The sequence below is a fragment of the Bacillus sp. XT-2 genome (genome assembly GCF_025696525.1).
GTDB lineage: Bacteria > Bacillota > Bacilli > Bacillales > Bacillaceae > Bacillus > Bacillus halotolerans.
Map to the genome: position 1 here is coordinate 36,069 of NZ_JAHVOC010000007.1, position 15,633 is coordinate 51,701.

Here is a 15,633-nt window from a genome sequence, read left to right on the forward strand (position 1 = left end):
ATTATTGACGGCACCTCCATGCCACCAATAAACAACTCTAATTAATTAACCCGGAGATGAAGATAAGCGAAAAGAGGGGAGGTCGACAATTTCCTCCATAACTTCTAACTCTGCCACTTTTAGGAGCATAAGCTCTTTGTGACAAAGCGTGCAGGTAGCCTTTCCTGTCGTCCTCATTAACTGATTATTTAGCTTTGACTGCGTCTTTAAGTGCTTTTGCCGGCTTAAATGCAGGTGCTTTTGTAGCCGGAATATCAATTTCCTCTCCTGTCTGGGGATTTCTCCCTTTACGAGCTGCACGTTCACGAACTTCAAATGTTCCGAAACCAGGAATACTTACTTTTTCTCCACTTTTTAATGCCTCTGAAATAGTGTCAAAGACTTTTTCGACACTGGGAGCTCCTTCTTTTTTAGATACCCCTTGTTTTTCTGCCACTTTAGCGATTAGTTCTGTTTTATTCATAACCAATTTCCTCCTAAGTAAATTTAAATTTATTCTAAATGAACAATAAAGATTGTCTTTTATATAGACGGGGGGAAACGTACTAGCCCTTTTATGTGGAAATTAGCTTTCTGTCTCCCTTATGACGATTATCTCCAAAAGTGCTCTCAACCCAGCAGCACCAAGGGATAAAGGCACTTTTTTGTTGAAGTTTTTTCGGTAAAATCGCTGTACACCTTGGGGGAGTAAGGCTCAAGGCACTTTCTAACGGTGGTTATTTCTCTTTTTGTTATATTTTTTGTATTTGTCACGTTCTTTTTTCTTTCCACAAGACTGACAGTACTTCGCTTTGTTAGATGTTGGCTTAAAAGCTTTTCCACAAATACAGCATCCTTTAAAGGTCTTTAAATTATGCTTAATATTCTCCAGTACAATATCGCCAAAGCACTCCCATAGTGTCGACTTAAATTTACTTTTTTTCTTATATAGATGTTTTACCAATACATCTGTAATAAATCTGTCATCATTATGTATTTCCAATAGTTTTTGTTTGATAATCTTATAGACATAAAGTTTTTGTCCTGGTTTAATGTCTTCATCATTCATCAGCCATTTCTTGTTCTGGTCTAATCGTTTGTATTCACTAATAATTGCATCGTCCACTTTAATCTCCTTGTTCTTAAGCAGGAAACGATAATCGAACTTTCCTGCAACAGCTGCGAAATTAATTCGGTCGGATGGGATCATTGAGTCTAACTTATTTACTGTACTTTCATTAATGGATTCTACGCTATGTTCTTCTTTATCCTTTGCATTGATGAAGAAGTGGGGCACTTTATTTTTTATGTAATCTTTGATTTTCTCATCAACGTGATCAGGGCGGGTGGGCATGAATAAGGTTTTTGCAAAATCGATAGTAAAGTTATTCTCCATGCATAACCATTTGATAACGTCCAGGTTTATATTGTCACTGTTCCATATCTTAGTGATATTATTACTGTACTCCCCGATATTGATCCCATAAGCAAGAGTTAGTGCTTCATAGATGTTTCTACTATTAATCTCTTGTTTCTGGGCTACTGACATTTCATAATACAAAGGAACGATGTTCTCCATATTACGCTTGGCAATATTGACGATTAGCTCATCAGAAATAATTAAGGCCTTATCCCCGTCGTTATCAAACTGCAGCAGTTTCGATATCGGATCATGAATGCTGGTATAAACACCTGGCGTAATGAACCACTTTTCATATTCCTCATCTTTTTTGTTCCACCTAACACCATGCTCTCTGAATAGATGAGGGGAGCGGAGGATATCAATGTGTCCTTCATCATATAAAGAACAATAAACATTGCTGCCGGTAAGAAGTCCTTTTGGATTCTCAATTCCAAGAAACAGTCTTTCACAAAAAGCATATAGATCTGGGCACAAATACGTATAACGAGCGTCACTGACAAGTAATTTTCCTGATTTGGCGTCCTTAATCATACTCTTCTTCTTATTCTTAATGATTTCTTTGGTATGATCATCATTTAACAGCTCTGGGTATATTAGTAGAGCTTCTTGAAGGCTTGTCTTATGTTTATTTTTCTCGGTAGCACCCAAAACTTTCATCATGGTTTCTTTATCAGTGCCTAATTGAGTAATCTCTCTAACAGTCTTTGAGCTGATTTGTTTCAATTCCTCATCTGTGATATCAGTGAGTGTTTGTAGCATCTGGTAAGTTAGTTTTCCCTCAACAGAAGGATCTTCTTCATTTAACTTAGCTCCGAGACATCCATACTTTTTAAATTTATAGCGATAGTCATCCCATGAATCATAGTACTTCCACATCTTAAACTGGCTTTTCGTAAAAATAATTTGGATATCATCTTTAATAATGTCCCATTCTTTACCGTAGACGTCCTTAACTGTAAACGAACTGTGTTTTTCAGCAAACTTTCTAAAATCAAATGGAACTAGTAGACCCTTAACCCAAGGCAATCTGACCATAAAGCTTTTCTGGCTCAAACTAGGAAGCATCATTCCACAACCATCTGTATGTTCTATAGGAATATCCATAATCTTGCGAGTGATTTCATATGTATCACGGTCAATATAATCAACCAGGCTGGAAACGTTTGTTTCTAAGTCATTTACGACAATTGCTTTATCAATATCAATTTCCCATGGACTACTTGCGCTATTAGATAAGGCCATGTAGCTATTCCATTTGTTTATGCTGCTTCCACCTTGAGCATTGATTTGCTCCACACTAAGGCCACAAGTTAAAGCATTTTGATACTTATCTAAGGTGCTTTGTTTGATAAAACAAGATTTTTTGGTTCGTATTTGACCGGCACTGCTAGTGAAATAAACGTATTTCTCATTGTTATGTATGAATCCTTTATCAATAATGTCCCTTAAAATTTGAAAGTGATAAGTTTGGACAACCATGATCTCTTCAGAGAGAGAGTTTTCTTTGATTCCCAACGTTCGAGTTAAGACTGAATCAAATAATGAAATCACATTATTATCTTTCAGGGAATCTGTTCTAAGTGTCCTTATTTGATTATGATTGTTAAAAGCGTTATAAAGATTTTCTTTTAAAGAAATAATCCTTTGCGTTATGTACTTCTTATGTTTTTTATCAACATGTTCAAGTTTTTTGAGATGATCTCTGTACCTATATGATTTTAAAATCTTGTTATGTAATTTGTTTTCTTGATCATTATAAAAAGCAGAAGTATCAATACTGTAAATATGTACTTGCTTATTTAGACCGTCTTTTTTTCCTTTCAATAAATTCTCCCCTTATTACTTTTATGCATATTTTTTATTTTAATAGTCGCTTTTTAGATACTTATGTACAAGATTTTTGTATGTATAGCTCTGTTTATCGATTGTTCCGAAAAGTTTATAGTCCTCATAAAGAATGTTTTCTTCTTGTAAAGCAGTTCCTTCAATAATAGTAGTCTCTAAAAATCCAATTAAATTACTAAACATGTACGTTACTTTCTTTGAATCCTTTTGCATTATCTCACCTCCTCTTATGAATTTATTATATACATATTATTTGTCTTTGTCCATTATTTTTTCGCTAGTGTGTTAACGGCTCTGGAGATGGAGTGAATATCGTAATCTAAAAACATGCCTATCGTAAAAAATATTATAGAGTTCAAAAAGCCAGTAAACGTAAGGGTATTTGCTGTATCGAAGGGTGATTAGGGGATAAACGATCGTAAAACATAAGTGAGAGTAGGGGGAAGTGGTTGTATTATCTAAATATTGAAGAAATCGAGTAAATTTAAAGAGGGAAAAACGTTGATACAAAAGGTTTTTACGATAGCGATTACGATGTGAAAAAGGGTGATTTTGAGGGGGAATTAGGAAAATGAAAATTTGGATAGGGTGTGGAAATGGAAGTGCTATGGGTACATTTGTTCCCTTTATTTTGCCATTAGATGTAAATATACCCCCATATATTGGTATTGTAATACGTGTATAAGGTACATTATACGTGCATTTCATGACTTGGGTAGGTCTGCAACAGCGCTAACATAATTCCAGGCTAAAAACAAGAATAAATTTTAAAATAATAAATTGATTGGCAATTTAAAAATGAATTTCCATTCATTAAAAATAATCGTATTTATAACGAATCCGAGGGAATCGAAGACATAATTTATTCTTATCCACTTACATTACTATATCATATCTTCATATATAACCCTTGTATTTACTGACCATCTCAGCTTTGAAAGGTAGTCAGCAACTTGTCTTTAACTAAGGTTCTCTTTTTCAAATCAACATCTCCTTTTGTTAACAGTTTGTTTCTACACTGTTAACAATTAAAGAAACCTTTAGTTTCTTCCGATATATTTTATGAAACCTTTTGCTTCTTTTTGTTTACGAAACTATTTGTTTATATAATAATTGTCAAAGTGAGGAACCTACTATGTTTGGAGAACGTTTAAAAAAATGCCGTACCTCCAAAGGATATAGCCAGCAACGGATGGCAGATTTCTTAGGAGTTACGAGACAGGGATATGGAAAATATGAAATTGGTAAGGCTGAACCTGATTTAAAAACCCTTACTAAATTAAGCAATATATTAGGAGTATCTACTGACTTTCTTCTAAAAGGCACACATGCACAATTTGACCTCGATGAGATCTTAAATGATCCAGAGACTTTAATTGCTGGATGTAATGGAATGATCTCGGAAGAGCAAGCTAAAGAGCTACTGTATTATCTTTTAAAAAAAGAGTTCGACGAACATTAGTAGCTATTCTTAATTCTTTAATTCTTCTGGTAAAACATTTGTTAAACATTTATTAAACAAGTGTTTAACAAAGTGTAAAAGTTAAAGTTTTGCATCCCCCAAAAAAATAAATATATCAAGGGTTCATACGGGGTTTATACTATAAAACAAATTGTTTAACATACATTAAGTTAAACGAAAGATAAAGAAAAAATAACTGAGTAAAAAGGGGAGCTAAAATTGTTTAAAAAATTGGGGACTTTACTATTAATCACTTCACTGATATTGCTCGCAGCATGCAAAAATAGTGAAGAGTCTTCTACATCATCAGAAGACACAAACAATGCAACTGATACCAACACATCAGAAAGCCAAGACATCTCTACTAATGGACCTGAAAAAGTTGGGGATGTATATGAAATTGAGAGCGGTACAGCCAAAGTAATGGCCATCAGCAATAAAGAAGCCACTGCGAAAACTGGCCCGATGCAAGTAACTGTAAAAAAAGTAATTGCCGCTGTGGCCAACGAACAAACACCTTATATTGAGGTTCAACTTGAAGCGGAAAATACATCAGATAAAGTAGTTTATTTCGGCCTAGATGATGCAAAATTAGCAACAAGTACTGGGGTACAAATCAATGAGGCATCTACTGTCGAAAATGAAGATTTTCTTGGAGAGTATGTGGGGAAAGTAAACGATAGTGGATCTGTATTTTATATTTTTGAAAACGAAGAGGATATAAAAGATTTAGATTCAATTCGGCTGAGATTCAATCTTCCGGTTGATGAGGACGCACATGCTTTAGATGACGATCTTGATTTAAAAATTAACTTAGAGCATTAAAAAGAAGCCCTATTTTGGGGCTTTTCTTTAGAAATCAAAATCGAACATAGGTTTGCATTTCGTTAGTAGGAGGCTTCACCTTGTATCATTTATCACTTCTTGAAGAAAGAATACGGACAATTTACACCGGTATCGGTATTAGCGATCCGGGCTCATGGGACATAGAACTAATTGCAGATAGGTTAAAAATAATAGTTCATTATAAAAATCAAACTTCAGTAGCAGTAAACCTGCTGGGAATGGCTTGCATTATTCTTGATTCACGAATATCCAAAAAAGCATCTCTTGTTAAATATTCCTAATCCAGTCATCCAGTCATCCAACCTAATCACACTCTCTCAAAATCAATCTAACGCCTCTCTAAGCCTTAATAATCAATTCCCAATCCAATTGCATTACTGTTCACTCAAACAGCACACAAGGCATCTTAATACCATCCATCAACACATAAATAACTTACCGCAAATATAAAAAATATGTATATAAAAATCATGAATTATGTTATAATAGAGTCATAGGAAAGGAGGTGTACATAGTGCTTGAGAAAGTGGGTATCATAGTTGCTTTCCTCATATCTTTAACGGTTCTTACAATCAACAGTCTAACAATAGTTGAGAAGATAAGAAACCTAAAGAATGGGGCAAGCAAAAAGAAAAAGCGTATACACAAGCGGCTCCGACCAAAGAGACAACGCCAACGTATACGCCGATGAGAGCTAAGCTAAAGGGGAATGAACTTCTCCTTTAGTTCCTACCCATATTATAACATGATCAAGCACATTGCAAACATGAAACGATTCTCATTATGGTTTACCCATATCACTTTCATTGGCTTATTCTTAATGTTTCAACTCATTAAGGATTACTTCAGCAGCGAAGCACAAACACTAATCAATACAATCTTTGTAGTCACATGTATCATTGCCATACTGTTATGGATCATCTATTTTGTATTCCTTAAACTAAGAAACAAGTCACGCTAATCATATAGGCCTCATGGTATAATTAAATCATTGAGGTGAGATGATTGGAGAAAAAATTCCTGGATGCTATTCAGCAGTTCACTAAGGAATTGGAAATGCTCAAGAAAGATATTGACTCCATCAAGAAAACAACTGACAGAATTAATTCAGATCTTTTAGAGTACAGAGAAGAGATAAGCAAAGTAAAACAAGATGATTCAGTATTTATCATGCAGCAACATAAGGATAATTAAATATGCGTTATAAATAAGGGAGCGGTAAGGCAATTATCGTTCCTTATTTTTCGATACAAAACTAAAATATAAGGAGACTATATGGGAAAGGTTAAAGTAATTGATTCTATTATGGGTAGCGGTAAAACATCTGCAGCAATTGACATGATGAATAATTCAGGGACAGATGAAAATTTTATTTTCATTACACCGTATTTGGATGAAGTGGATCGTATTAAGAAGAGCATAAACAGTAAACAAATTTATGAGCCTAAAGTAAAGAAGAAAGGTGACAAAACACAATATAAGTTTGAGTCATTTCATGAACTTTTATCTCAGAACAAAAATATTGTTGCTACACATAATCTATTCAAAAATGCTAATGACGAAACAAAGGAGCTGATCCTTTCAGGCAACTATACATTGATATTAGATGAAGTTATGGAAGTAGTTGAACAGTTACGCGTTAAGAAGCATGATCTTACTACACTATTTGAATCAAAGTTAATATACGTTGAAGACGGATTTGTCAAATGGAACGAAGAAAAAAAGGACTATGAAACACGCTATGATGATATACGTGATATGGCTTTAAACAATAATCTGATGTACTTTAAAGACAATATATTGATTTGGAATTTTCCTGCAGATATATTCAAGTTGTTTAAAGAAGTTTACATACTCACTTACATGTTTGATGCTCAAATACAAAGATATTATTATGATATAAACAATATCAAGTATCAAAAATACGTTTCTGAATTTATAGATGGGCAATACAGGTTTACAAAACATAATACTGAATATGAGAGTATTCTAAAGGCTCAATTAAGAAATAAAATAAAAATATATGAAGGTAACTTGAATACAGTTGGCCAATTGGATTATTCATTATCATCTAATTGGTATAAAAATAAATCACCGTATACGATCAAGAAAGTAAAGAACAATGTATTCAATTACTTTAACAACATTGTTAAGTCATCAAGTGATGAAGCTATGTGGACGACTTACTCAGAACATAAAAACAAAATAAAGGGGAATGGATATACAAAAGGGTTTGTATCATGTAATGCTAGAGCTACCAATGATTTTAAGCACAAAAAACACTTGGTGTATACAATAAACAGATACGTTAACACTGTTCTATATAATTATTTTAAAGAGAAATATCAAATATCAATTGATCAAGATGCATTTGCATTATCCGAATTAGTACAATGGATTTGGAGATCTGCAATAAGAGATGGGGAAGAAATAACATTATACATACCCTCATTAAGGATGAGGGAGCTGCTAATTGGATGGTTAAATGGGTAGTTAAAGAGAATAAACCTCTTAAACTCTAAAAAAAACTCAATAATACCAAGGGTTTTCCCGTCTAAGTCTTTAAGAGAGACAAAAATAAATTAAATAATAAAATAAGAGAATGGGGGTGCTGCTAATTGTTCAAAACGGTTCGTTCCTCACCTGAACAATTTTTGCTCACACCACCCCCAAACCCCCTCATGAGCAATTAATATTAACACTATAACAAATACAAAAAATATGTATAAATGTATTGATTATTATAGGTTATCAAGATATAATATAATTAACAAATACAAATAATATGTATAAATATAATCAAAGAGTGGAGAGGTTGAAAATGAAAGCAGATTTTTATGCAGATATAGAGATTTTGGAATCTGGCTATATTTATTTAAATAGCATTAAAGATGAAGAGGATATTATAAACTCATATCAAAACCATGTAGGTTTTGTGAAAAAGATGGGAACGAGAACAGAATGCTTAGAAGGTTTTAAGAAAAAATACATTTATTTAAACGTTAAATTTGATGGAAGAAAAGGCGTTAAAAATGAAGATGTGATGGCGGAGCTTGTAAGAAAAGATCTTGCCTTAGATACAGGAGCCAAATCTATTTTTGGAAATTTTTATAAGCCTACAGAAAATCTGTTGAAACTTTTGGATGAACAGCTTAAGCAAAGAAAGCAATTGGCGGGAGTTGCTTAAGTTTATTCCAAGATAAAATGCATATTTTAAACAGAATGGAGAGGTTAAAATGAAAGACAAAATGAAAATTAACCACACAAAAGCACTAGAAGAATGGATGTTAAATATTAAAAAAGGTAAGGAATTTATTCATTTTTTACAATCCAATAATTTGAGCGAGGATGATGTTACAGTAAACACTGAAGGTGAAGTAGAGGATTCAAACGGCAACATCTTTAAAGATATAAAAGTTATCTCTTATGAAGATTTCCTTTTCCACTTTTGGAATTAGAGAACAAGTTTTTACATTTATTAAAGAATCAATAAAACAACAATCCATAAACAGAATGGAGAGATTGAAATGAAAGAACAAAACAAAAACACTTGGGGACTAGCTTTTTATAAGCTTAATCATGAAAAAAATGAAATTAATCAATTATTAGGATTGAACTTAGGTACAGAGCAGAAAGCAAAAGAAGTATTTGATCGGATAAAGAATGAATTTAAAAAGAATGAAGGTAAGCCAGACTCAATTATTGATTTGATTGATGAAAATTACAATATTATTGAAGATTATCCACTTACCGAAAATCAACTTGTCACTATTGCTTCATTGTTAGGGCATGAGATCAAGCTATAATCCTTGAATAGAATGGAGAGAAAAAGTTATGGAGATTAAGGTAGGACAATATTATGCTCTCGAAAGCACAGAAGAAGGAAGCACAGAAGTAAATATAATTAAAATCTTACCAAACAAACCTAATATGCTAGATGTCTTTGTATGTACGGAAACATTGTATATCAAAGATGGTCAAGTGTGTAATCTTTATACGAATGATTGGGTTAAAGATTTAATTCAGCGTGAAGCTACCGAAGATGAAATTCAACTGTTTAAAAAAACAAGAGAAAAAATGGGTAACCTAAGATCATGGTGGGAACTTGTAAGTTCTAAATAAAACAACAATTTTAATCAGATAGGAGAATATAAAATGACAGAAGAACAGCTTGATTTATTGGTTAATGATTTAAAAAACGATAAAGGCGAATTAAGAAATTATATAACTGAAGCTTTACCGGAAGAAACTGAAGAGCAAATCGAATTATTAGTTGAAGACTTGGACGGCAACCCTATGGAGATTAAGGAATTTATACTTAACACGTTAGAAGGTTAATTTACAAGGTGACAATTTCACCACAGAAAGGGATTTAAATAAAACAGCAGTTTTAATTAGATTTTCTTGAAACGACTCTTTATCATCGTAAATAAAAAATGTAAAATTTACCTATAGGCTTGAATTGTCAATGATATTTTGACATTCACTTGCTTGGGGGGAAGAGATTTGAAAAATAAACTTGAAAAATTGCTGCTTGAAAAAGGTGTATTGGAATCTCATATTAAGGAAATGAAGGAAACTGCAAATATAAGTGAGTATCCATATGAATTGTATTATGATGTAATTGAAGAGAGCGAAAAACTATATAGGGATGTTCCACTAAATAAAATTAAGAGTTTAGGGTTCAGGGGAACCAGTGGTGTATCTTGGTTTGATCACGCATGTTATAACGGTACAGATAATATCGACATCGGCCGGTGTGAAAAAGCTTTTGGATACTTGGAAAAACAAAGTCTAGAAGAATTTCACACCTATTATCAACACTCACCAGTGGAATTGATTCATTATGAAGATGATGACTTTTATGCTGTTTACGGTGATGGAACCCACCGTACAATTTGGGCCAAGATAACAGGATCTCCAACAATTTATGCTCTTGTAACTAGAGCAAGAAAGAATCCTTTCTTATATAAATCATTCTTAAGATTTAAAGAGTTAGAATCGCAGATTAATATCTATTTTGAGGAGAATGACCTTAGTTGGGGAGTTAAAAATAATCAATATTATTCAGAAATCCTTTACAAAGGGGTCACAGTAGCATTTTATTCTATATATCCGCCTTACTCATTTAAACGATCTTCCTACAGTCTCAACGATCAAAAGTTGGATACATGGAATAACCAATTAAATGAATTGAGGATTGAGTTTGAAAAAAGTTTTCGATATAGAAAAATTCTTCATAATATTATGAAGATGATACCCGGAAAATTAGAACACAAACTTTTTTCTTTTATTGAAAAGATAAGTGAAAGTTGGTCTGCAGCTGATGGACAGGTAAGGATTATAAAACAAGGATTCGATATGTATTGTATTGATAAAAAATTAATTTAAGTAAGTTGCTTTAAAATATGTACAATAGCATAAGAAATGGCGAAGGACTTAAGGAGAAGTCATGAAAAAGTTAATAATTATATGTTTAGGTATTATCGGGGTATTTCTTATAGTACAGTGTAGCCAATTTGACAACAATATAAAAGTTTATGTGGATACTCAATTAGAGGAAAATCATGAAGATGAAAATGAAGGAAAAAGTTATTATGACAATGATTCAAGTCAAGAAAGTGAAACACTTAATGACAATTATTTAAGTCAAGAAGAGAATGAGGAATATGACATTTACGCATATGATTTAACAACTAGAGAAATTAAATCACGTAATGGACAAGACGAATATGTTTATGGAGGTAACGTGATCTCCAGTAATCAAGCCGAAAGTTATGGTTATCACACAACACCAATAACTAAGGAGGGAGATAAAACATTTAAATTTTGGAGGAACGATGTGGATTTTATTCCGGAAAAGGGCGAGATAGTTCTGGTAAGATTTCCTAAGGGTAATCATAAAACATATATTGATATCGAGCTTATTTATAAGCCAACAGGAAAACCTAATGGAGAATGGAATTGGTGAATAATTGCATATAAGCATACGGGCTAAGACTTAGTTCCTTTTTATATTTAATTCAAAATCTTAAAACAAAAGTAACCAAATGTGAGGACTATTGATTAAATCAAATTTAAAGCCAATATTAGACGAAAGAAAGATCAGTATCCGAAAGCTATCCAGAGATATTGATCATGAGTATCCGACCGTCAGAAAGCTTTATAAATGACGAAATGGAGCGGTATCCTAGAGAGCTGTTGGATAAGGTATATACATACCTAAACATCGAGCTGCAGGAATTGCTGATATTCGAAAAAGGTCATAACCATATCGATCGCTCAGGATGAAATGGTATACTAAAGTTACAAGCATAGGAAGTAATTACAATTTTTCTAGGTCTAAATAAAATCGTACTTTTATTAGAATAGTGGGGTAATTCATTTTGTTTAATATGAATCTGTCATTTTTAAAGTTTGTTAAACAAAATGTTGATACAAATGAATATGAGATAACTTGTCTCATTAAGAAAATGGAAAAAGAAATTTTGAATTTGCAAAAAGGCATTGAGTATTCCAACAGTATGAATTATTCATCTTATAAGCTTCTGGAAGAACCATTTGTACAGGGTAGTATTGCAATGAAAACCACTGTGAACGGATTGTTCTCAAAGAATGATATAGACATTTCACTCGTTTTCGATAAAGATGAAATCGATAAAAGTCCTGTTAAAGCAAAGAAGGCATTACTTTCAATGCTAAGACCCTTTGTTAATCAATCAGAAACAAATATTGATTACCATACAAATTGTATCAGATGTGTTTATAGAGATGGCTCGCATGCAGATCTTGCTGTTTACAGAAGGTATAAACTGAATTCAGGTGATGCTGATTACATTTATGAACATGGTGGTAGTAAGTGGAGATTTTGGGAACCAAGAAAAATTGTAGAGTGGTTCCATTTAAAAAATGAGGAGTCAGGTGGTCAACTAAGGATTATTGTGAAGTTGCTCAAAATGTTCTGCAAATCCAGAAAGCACTGGAGAATGCCTGGTGGAATAATCTTAACCATTTTGGCAGTTGAAAACTATAGAGCAGTGGATCGAATTGATGAGGCATTTTATATAGTGATGCGAAACATCATAAAGCGTTTAAAGAGAAACAAAGAAATTTCAAATCCTTTAAATCAAGGTCAAAGCTTAATTCGTAAAAAAGAAGAGGAAGTTAAGGTGGAAAATTTGTACAAAAGGTTATTCGTCTATGTGACCAAATTGGACGACCTTTTTAAAGAAGATTGCACTTGCGAATTAGCCAATACCTTATGGGGTGAATTTTTCAACCATCCTTATTGGAATCAAACGCAACATAATAAAATGTTAGCTGCAAAATTTTAAATAAAGTCGTTCTTTTAACTAACGATATACCAAAAGACGGATAAATACCTTCACAAGAGGATTGCTAATAAAACTAATTATAGTAAGGAAAGGGGAATGCAGGATGTATGAAAAGGTAAAGAGACTTGAACCGACCACAGACACTAAAAGGAGGCTATATTTAACGTCTGGAAACCAATGCGCGTTTGAAGGTTGTAAAAAGATGATAATAAGCTCTGATGGAGAATTATTGGGAGAGATCTGCCATATAGAAGCAGCAATGCCGGGAGGCGAAAGATTCAATCCAAAACAAACCAATGAGGAAAGAAGAAATTTTGATAATTTAATGATGTTGTGTCTTGAACATCACAAAATAACTAACAATGTTGATAAATATCCAGTTGAAAAACTTCAAGAAATGAAAAAAAATCATGAGATAAAATTTGCAGATGCCGTATCAAAACTAGAAAGTTCTATAGAGGATCTTACAGAAAAGCAGACTATCAATTATTGTGAATCCCTAGAGGCGGCAAATAACATTTTAGAGTGGGGAAATAATGAAGAAGAATTAAGCGAAATGGTCATTATAGTTAATAACCAAGCAGACACATTAAAGAAATTGGTGCCAGACACACGCAGTGTCTTTTCTATAATGATAGAGAGGTCTGATAGCACCGGGTTTTCAGCCGTGTTTTCAGTCGAAGAAGTTCGACGTGTAGCTGGGCTGTCCCAAGATGAATTATTTCATCACTATAAAATGTTAACTAAATATAATTTAATTGATGAAGTTGAAGAGATGGATGGTGATTATATATCTTCTTTAGAAACAGTTGACGGATGGCCTTTGTGGACAGACATTAAGAATTTTTGTGATTCAGGAAGTAATTCAGTTACGGTTAACGCAATTATCAATGATTTGAATTTTAGTCTTTTAGACTAAAAAGCAATATAGATTGAAAGTGAGAACACTTTAAGCTGTTGATATTCCACAAGGGATCGTAATTAAATCTGTTGCTGAAGGTAAAATCGTTGGAAAGGATCACGATTTTTATTGGATGTTTTATTACTTTTGAAGCAAAGGGGAATAAGCATGACAATAACTATATATAGTCTTTTAGATGACAAACTTCCGTTAATTAAAAATGTTATTAGGATTTCAGAAGAAAGAGAAAAAAGCACCCAAGATTATAAAGAAAAAGAGGTTGAATTATATAGATTATTAGGGCGTATAGATTTTGAGGACTTAAAAACAATTCAAACTATAATGTATATTGGACGAGAACTTAATGGGGACGTTTATAATTCTACACTCGACAGTTTTATGTCAATGAGAAATTCATTAGGTGACAATCCGAATAACAAAGATAATGATGCATATTCTATAGCAACTAAACGTCCCTTACACAAGTATTTAAAAAATGGATTGTTAAGATTAGGATTTTTGGAATTCGAATAAAACTTCAAAAAAGATTAAAGGAGAGTTTATGTGAAGATAAGAAATAATATTAATCAAAAATTAAAGATTAGAATAAATAAATGTATTGATTTACTTGATACTGAATATAAAAATTTGAATTTCACTTTAGACCCGTATTTATCTGCTAACAGGCTAGAGTATGAAAGGAAAAACAAACCTGATTTATCAGAGGAAACCTACGAGCAGATATTAAATGGTAGGGAAGTGGTTAGCGGTATAACTTTAGGTGAAAAAAAGAGGATTAAAATATTCCTGTTCATTTATGAGAATCTCGAAACTGATGCTAATGAGGTGCTAGGGCTCATAGGCAATATATATCATGAAATTCGTCATGGATGGCAGATCGAACATGAGTTGTTTGATGATGAAATTGGTATTACTAAAATTGACGGTAACTTAGAAACTTATTTTGGACAGGTTGCAGAAAAAGATGCGTACACATTTCAATTAGAACAGATGCAAAAGAATGCAAATAAAATACTCGGAATATTCAATATTAATGACCGGGTACAGTACTATACCCTTAAAGAAGAAATAATGGATATTATAAATCAATAAAACTACGATTTTAAAGGGAAATGTGAAACAAACGGAGGTGTTGATTTGACCCTCAATCAAAAAGCGTTAGAAAGTTACGCTTATACATTGGCATTTTCAAGTTTGTCATATGGTCTAATCTTTGGTCTATATATATTTGTTTACTCTGGTTTTATGGCAATTGCGCTAGTTACTATTGGCATCATAGGGTTTTACGCTTTAATCACTTACTTGGTGTTTGCTGTCCCTTTGCAAGTGTGGATAAGAAGAAGGCCCAGAAAATTCAGTTTGAACAATTTTTTAATTTATATTGCAGTAGCCTTTTTAGCTGTGTTTTTGTTCTGGTTTGTTGATTATCCGCCAAATGCTCTTACTGTATTCAGAAGCTTAAATTATTACATTATGAGTATTGTTGCAGCTTTCATTTATTGGTTTTGGGATTCCATCTTCCTCCATTAAATTAAATCATGAATTTAACACCGTTGACAACAAGTAAGAAGACTGCTGTTCCAAACAATAAATATCCAGACAGTTTTTGTTTGCTTAATAGCGCTTCAACACCGACTAATGATAAAAGGGCTGCAACAAATAATTGCGCAACAATCAACAATAATTCATTTTGATTGAACAATGAGTATATGCACAAGACTAATGCAATGCAAGAAACCGAAATTTTTGCAACTTTTAGCAAGGTATCACTCCTTATGCAGTCATGAATTAACCTTAACACGATTACGTGTCTTAATCCGAG

Annotated in this window: 23 protein-coding genes and 1 pseudogene; 20 read left to right on the forward strand and 4 right to left on the reverse strand. The window is 32.8% G+C overall.

Annotation, left to right across the window (positions count from 1 at the left end; translation table 11 throughout):
- Positions 1-184: 184 nt before the first annotated feature.
- The 3 genes from hupN to KXD37_RS16970 all read right to left on the reverse strand — a co-directional run bounded on the left by hupN (position 185) and on the right by KXD37_RS16970 (position 3,460).
- Positions 185-463 carry an HU-related DNA-binding protein HupN gene (gene hupN, locus KXD37_RS16960; protein ID WP_004399274.1) on the reverse strand — a complete coding sequence of 93 codons (279 nt, stop codon included), beginning with the start codon at positions 461-463 and terminating at the stop codon, positions 185-187.
- A 243-nt stretch (positions 464-706) separates the two neighbouring features.
- Positions 707-3,226, reverse strand: coding sequence for a DNA-directed RNA polymerase YonO (gene yonO / locus KXD37_RS16965; RefSeq protein ID WP_263463297.1), 2,520 nt, complete (start codon positions 3,224-3,226; stop codon positions 707-709).
- 39 nt (positions 3,227-3,265) lie between these two features.
- Complete coding sequence (locus KXD37_RS16970; RefSeq protein ID WP_263463298.1) at positions 3,266-3,460, reverse strand: hypothetical protein; 195 nt, start codon at positions 3,458-3,460, stop codon at positions 3,266-3,268.
- Positions 3,461-4,382: 922 nt separating this feature from the next.
- On the opposite strand from KXD37_RS16970, the gene KXD37_RS16975 reads away from it, so the two are divergent.
- The 20 genes and pseudogenes from KXD37_RS16975 (at position 4,383) to KXD37_RS17070 (ending at position 15,341) form a co-directional block, all read left to right on the forward strand.
- Positions 4,383-4,709: a helix-turn-helix domain-containing protein gene (locus KXD37_RS16975; RefSeq protein ID WP_106019961.1), complete on the forward strand. Its 327-nt coding sequence runs from the start codon at positions 4,383-4,385 to the stop codon at positions 4,707-4,709.
- Between the two features lie 219 nt (positions 4,710-4,928).
- Complete coding sequence (locus KXD37_RS16980) at positions 4,929-5,534, forward strand: hypothetical protein (protein ID WP_106019960.1); 606 nt, start codon at positions 4,929-4,931, stop codon at positions 5,532-5,534.
- Between the two features lie 80 nt (positions 5,535-5,614).
- On the forward strand, positions 5,615-5,836 hold the full coding sequence (locus KXD37_RS16985) for a hypothetical protein (protein ID WP_106019959.1): 222 nt from the start codon (positions 5,615-5,617) through the stop codon (positions 5,834-5,836).
- Positions 5,837-6,069: 233 nt separating this feature from the next.
- Entirely contained in the window at positions 6,070-6,246 is a 177-nt protein-coding gene (gene yonT / locus KXD37_RS16990; protein WP_263463299.1) for a type I TA system toxin YonT, read from the forward strand.
- 18 nt (positions 6,247-6,264) lie between these two features.
- A complete protein-coding gene (locus tag KXD37_RS16995) occupies positions 6,265-6,516 on the forward strand; it encodes a hypothetical protein (protein ID WP_263463300.1) in 252 nt (83 codons plus the stop codon).
- Between the two features lie 44 nt (positions 6,517-6,560).
- Positions 6,561-6,749 (forward strand): hypothetical protein, encoded by a 189-nt coding sequence (locus tag KXD37_RS17000; RefSeq protein ID WP_263463301.1) that lies wholly within the window; start codon positions 6,561-6,563, stop codon positions 6,747-6,749.
- Between the two features lie 81 nt (positions 6,750-6,830).
- Complete coding sequence (locus KXD37_RS17005) at positions 6,831-8,048, forward strand: hypothetical protein (protein ID WP_263463302.1); 1,218 nt, start codon at positions 6,831-6,833, stop codon at positions 8,046-8,048.
- 328 nt (positions 8,049-8,376) lie between these two features.
- Positions 8,377-8,742, forward strand: a complete 366-nt coding sequence (locus tag KXD37_RS17010) for a hypothetical protein (protein ID WP_263463303.1) — start codon at positions 8,377-8,379, stop codon at positions 8,740-8,742.
- Between the two features lie 49 nt (positions 8,743-8,791).
- Entirely contained in the window at positions 8,792-9,013 is a 222-nt protein-coding gene (locus tag KXD37_RS17015; protein ID WP_263463304.1) for a hypothetical protein, read from the forward strand.
- 69 nt (positions 9,014-9,082) lie between these two features.
- Positions 9,083-9,361 (forward strand): hypothetical protein, encoded by a 279-nt coding sequence (locus tag KXD37_RS17020; RefSeq protein WP_263463305.1) that lies wholly within the window; start codon positions 9,083-9,085, stop codon positions 9,359-9,361.
- A 28-nt stretch (positions 9,362-9,389) separates the two neighbouring features.
- On the forward strand, positions 9,390-9,677 hold the full coding sequence (locus tag KXD37_RS17025; protein WP_263463306.1) for a hypothetical protein: 288 nt from the start codon (positions 9,390-9,392) through the stop codon (positions 9,675-9,677).
- 33 nt (positions 9,678-9,710) lie between these two features.
- The gene (locus tag KXD37_RS17030) at positions 9,711-9,893 is read left to right on the forward strand and encodes a hypothetical protein (RefSeq protein ID WP_263463307.1); all 183 of its coding nucleotides are present in this window, start codon (positions 9,711-9,713) and stop codon (positions 9,891-9,893) included.
- Positions 9,894-10,061: 168 nt separating this feature from the next.
- Positions 10,062-10,946 carry a hypothetical protein gene (locus KXD37_RS17035; RefSeq protein WP_263463308.1) on the forward strand — a complete coding sequence of 295 codons (885 nt, stop codon included), beginning with the start codon at positions 10,062-10,064 and terminating at the stop codon, positions 10,944-10,946.
- Between the two features lie 61 nt (positions 10,947-11,007).
- Positions 11,008-11,526: a hypothetical protein gene (locus tag KXD37_RS17040; protein WP_263463309.1), complete on the forward strand. Its 519-nt coding sequence runs from the start codon at positions 11,008-11,010 to the stop codon at positions 11,524-11,526.
- A gap of 91 nt (positions 11,527-11,617) precedes the next feature.
- A pseudogene (locus KXD37_RS17045) lies at positions 11,618-11,846 on the forward strand (helix-turn-helix domain-containing protein).
- 104 nt (positions 11,847-11,950) lie between these two features.
- Entirely contained in the window at positions 11,951-12,889 is a 939-nt protein-coding gene (locus KXD37_RS17050) for a cyclic GMP-AMP synthase DncV-like nucleotidyltransferase (RefSeq protein ID WP_411910715.1), read from the forward strand.
- A gap of 103 nt (positions 12,890-12,992) precedes the next feature.
- Positions 12,993-13,808, forward strand: coding sequence for a hypothetical protein (locus KXD37_RS17055; RefSeq protein WP_263463311.1), 816 nt, complete (start codon positions 12,993-12,995; stop codon positions 13,806-13,808).
- 150 nt (positions 13,809-13,958) lie between these two features.
- On the forward strand, positions 13,959-14,324 hold the full coding sequence (locus KXD37_RS17060; protein WP_263463312.1) for a DUF3775 domain-containing protein: 366 nt from the start codon (positions 13,959-13,961) through the stop codon (positions 14,322-14,324).
- 30 nt (positions 14,325-14,354) lie between these two features.
- Positions 14,355-14,903, forward strand: coding sequence for a hypothetical protein (locus tag KXD37_RS17065; protein ID WP_263463313.1), 549 nt, complete (start codon positions 14,355-14,357; stop codon positions 14,901-14,903).
- 45 nt (positions 14,904-14,948) lie between these two features.
- Entirely contained in the window at positions 14,949-15,341 is a 393-nt protein-coding gene (locus tag KXD37_RS17070) for a UPF0715 family protein (RefSeq protein ID WP_263463314.1), read from the forward strand.
- Position 15,342: 1 nt separating this feature from the next.
- Here KXD37_RS17070 and KXD37_RS17075 read toward each other — a convergent pair whose 3' ends face one another.
- Complete coding sequence (locus KXD37_RS17075) at positions 15,343-15,573, reverse strand: membrane protein (RefSeq protein WP_032725929.1); 231 nt, start codon at positions 15,571-15,573, stop codon at positions 15,343-15,345.
- Positions 15,574-15,633 lie beyond the last annotated feature (60 nt).

Coding starts and splice junctions, on each gene's coding strand:
- hupN (WP_004399274.1), bottom strand. CDS start 463: ATGAATAAAACAGAACTAATCGCTAAAGTGGCAGAAAAACAAGGGGTA.
- KXD37_RS16970 (WP_263463298.1), bottom strand. CDS start 3,460: ATGCAAAAGGATTCAAAGAAAGTAACGTACATGTTTAGTAATTTAATT.
- KXD37_RS16975 (WP_106019961.1), top strand. CDS start 4,383: ATGTTTGGAGAACGTTTAAAAAAATGCCGTACCTCCAAAGGATATAGC.
- KXD37_RS16995 (WP_263463300.1), top strand. CDS start 6,265: ATGAACTTCTCCTTTAGTTCCTACCCATATTATAACATGATCAAGCAC.
- KXD37_RS17005 (WP_263463302.1), top strand. CDS start 6,831: ATGGGAAAGGTTAAAGTAATTGATTCTATTATGGGTAGCGGTAAAACA.
- KXD37_RS17010 (WP_263463303.1), top strand. CDS start 8,377: ATGAAAGCAGATTTTTATGCAGATATAGAGATTTTGGAATCTGGCTAT.
- KXD37_RS17015 (WP_263463304.1), top strand. CDS start 8,792: ATGAAAGACAAAATGAAAATTAACCACACAAAAGCACTAGAAGAATGG.
- KXD37_RS17020 (WP_263463305.1), top strand. CDS start 9,083: ATGAAAGAACAAAACAAAAACACTTGGGGACTAGCTTTTTATAAGCTT.
- KXD37_RS17025 (WP_263463306.1), top strand. CDS start 9,390: ATGGAGATTAAGGTAGGACAATATTATGCTCTCGAAAGCACAGAAGAA.
- KXD37_RS17030 (WP_263463307.1), top strand. CDS start 9,711: ATGACAGAAGAACAGCTTGATTTATTGGTTAATGATTTAAAAAACGAT.
- KXD37_RS17040 (WP_263463309.1), top strand. CDS start 11,008: ATGAAAAAGTTAATAATTATATGTTTAGGTATTATCGGGGTATTTCTT.
- KXD37_RS17050 (WP_411910715.1), top strand. CDS start 11,951: ATGAATCTGTCATTTTTAAAGTTTGTTAAACAAAATGTTGATACAAAT.
- KXD37_RS17055 (WP_263463311.1), top strand. CDS start 12,993: ATGTATGAAAAGGTAAAGAGACTTGAACCGACCACAGACACTAAAAGG.
- KXD37_RS17060 (WP_263463312.1), top strand. CDS start 13,959: ATGACAATAACTATATATAGTCTTTTAGATGACAAACTTCCGTTAATT.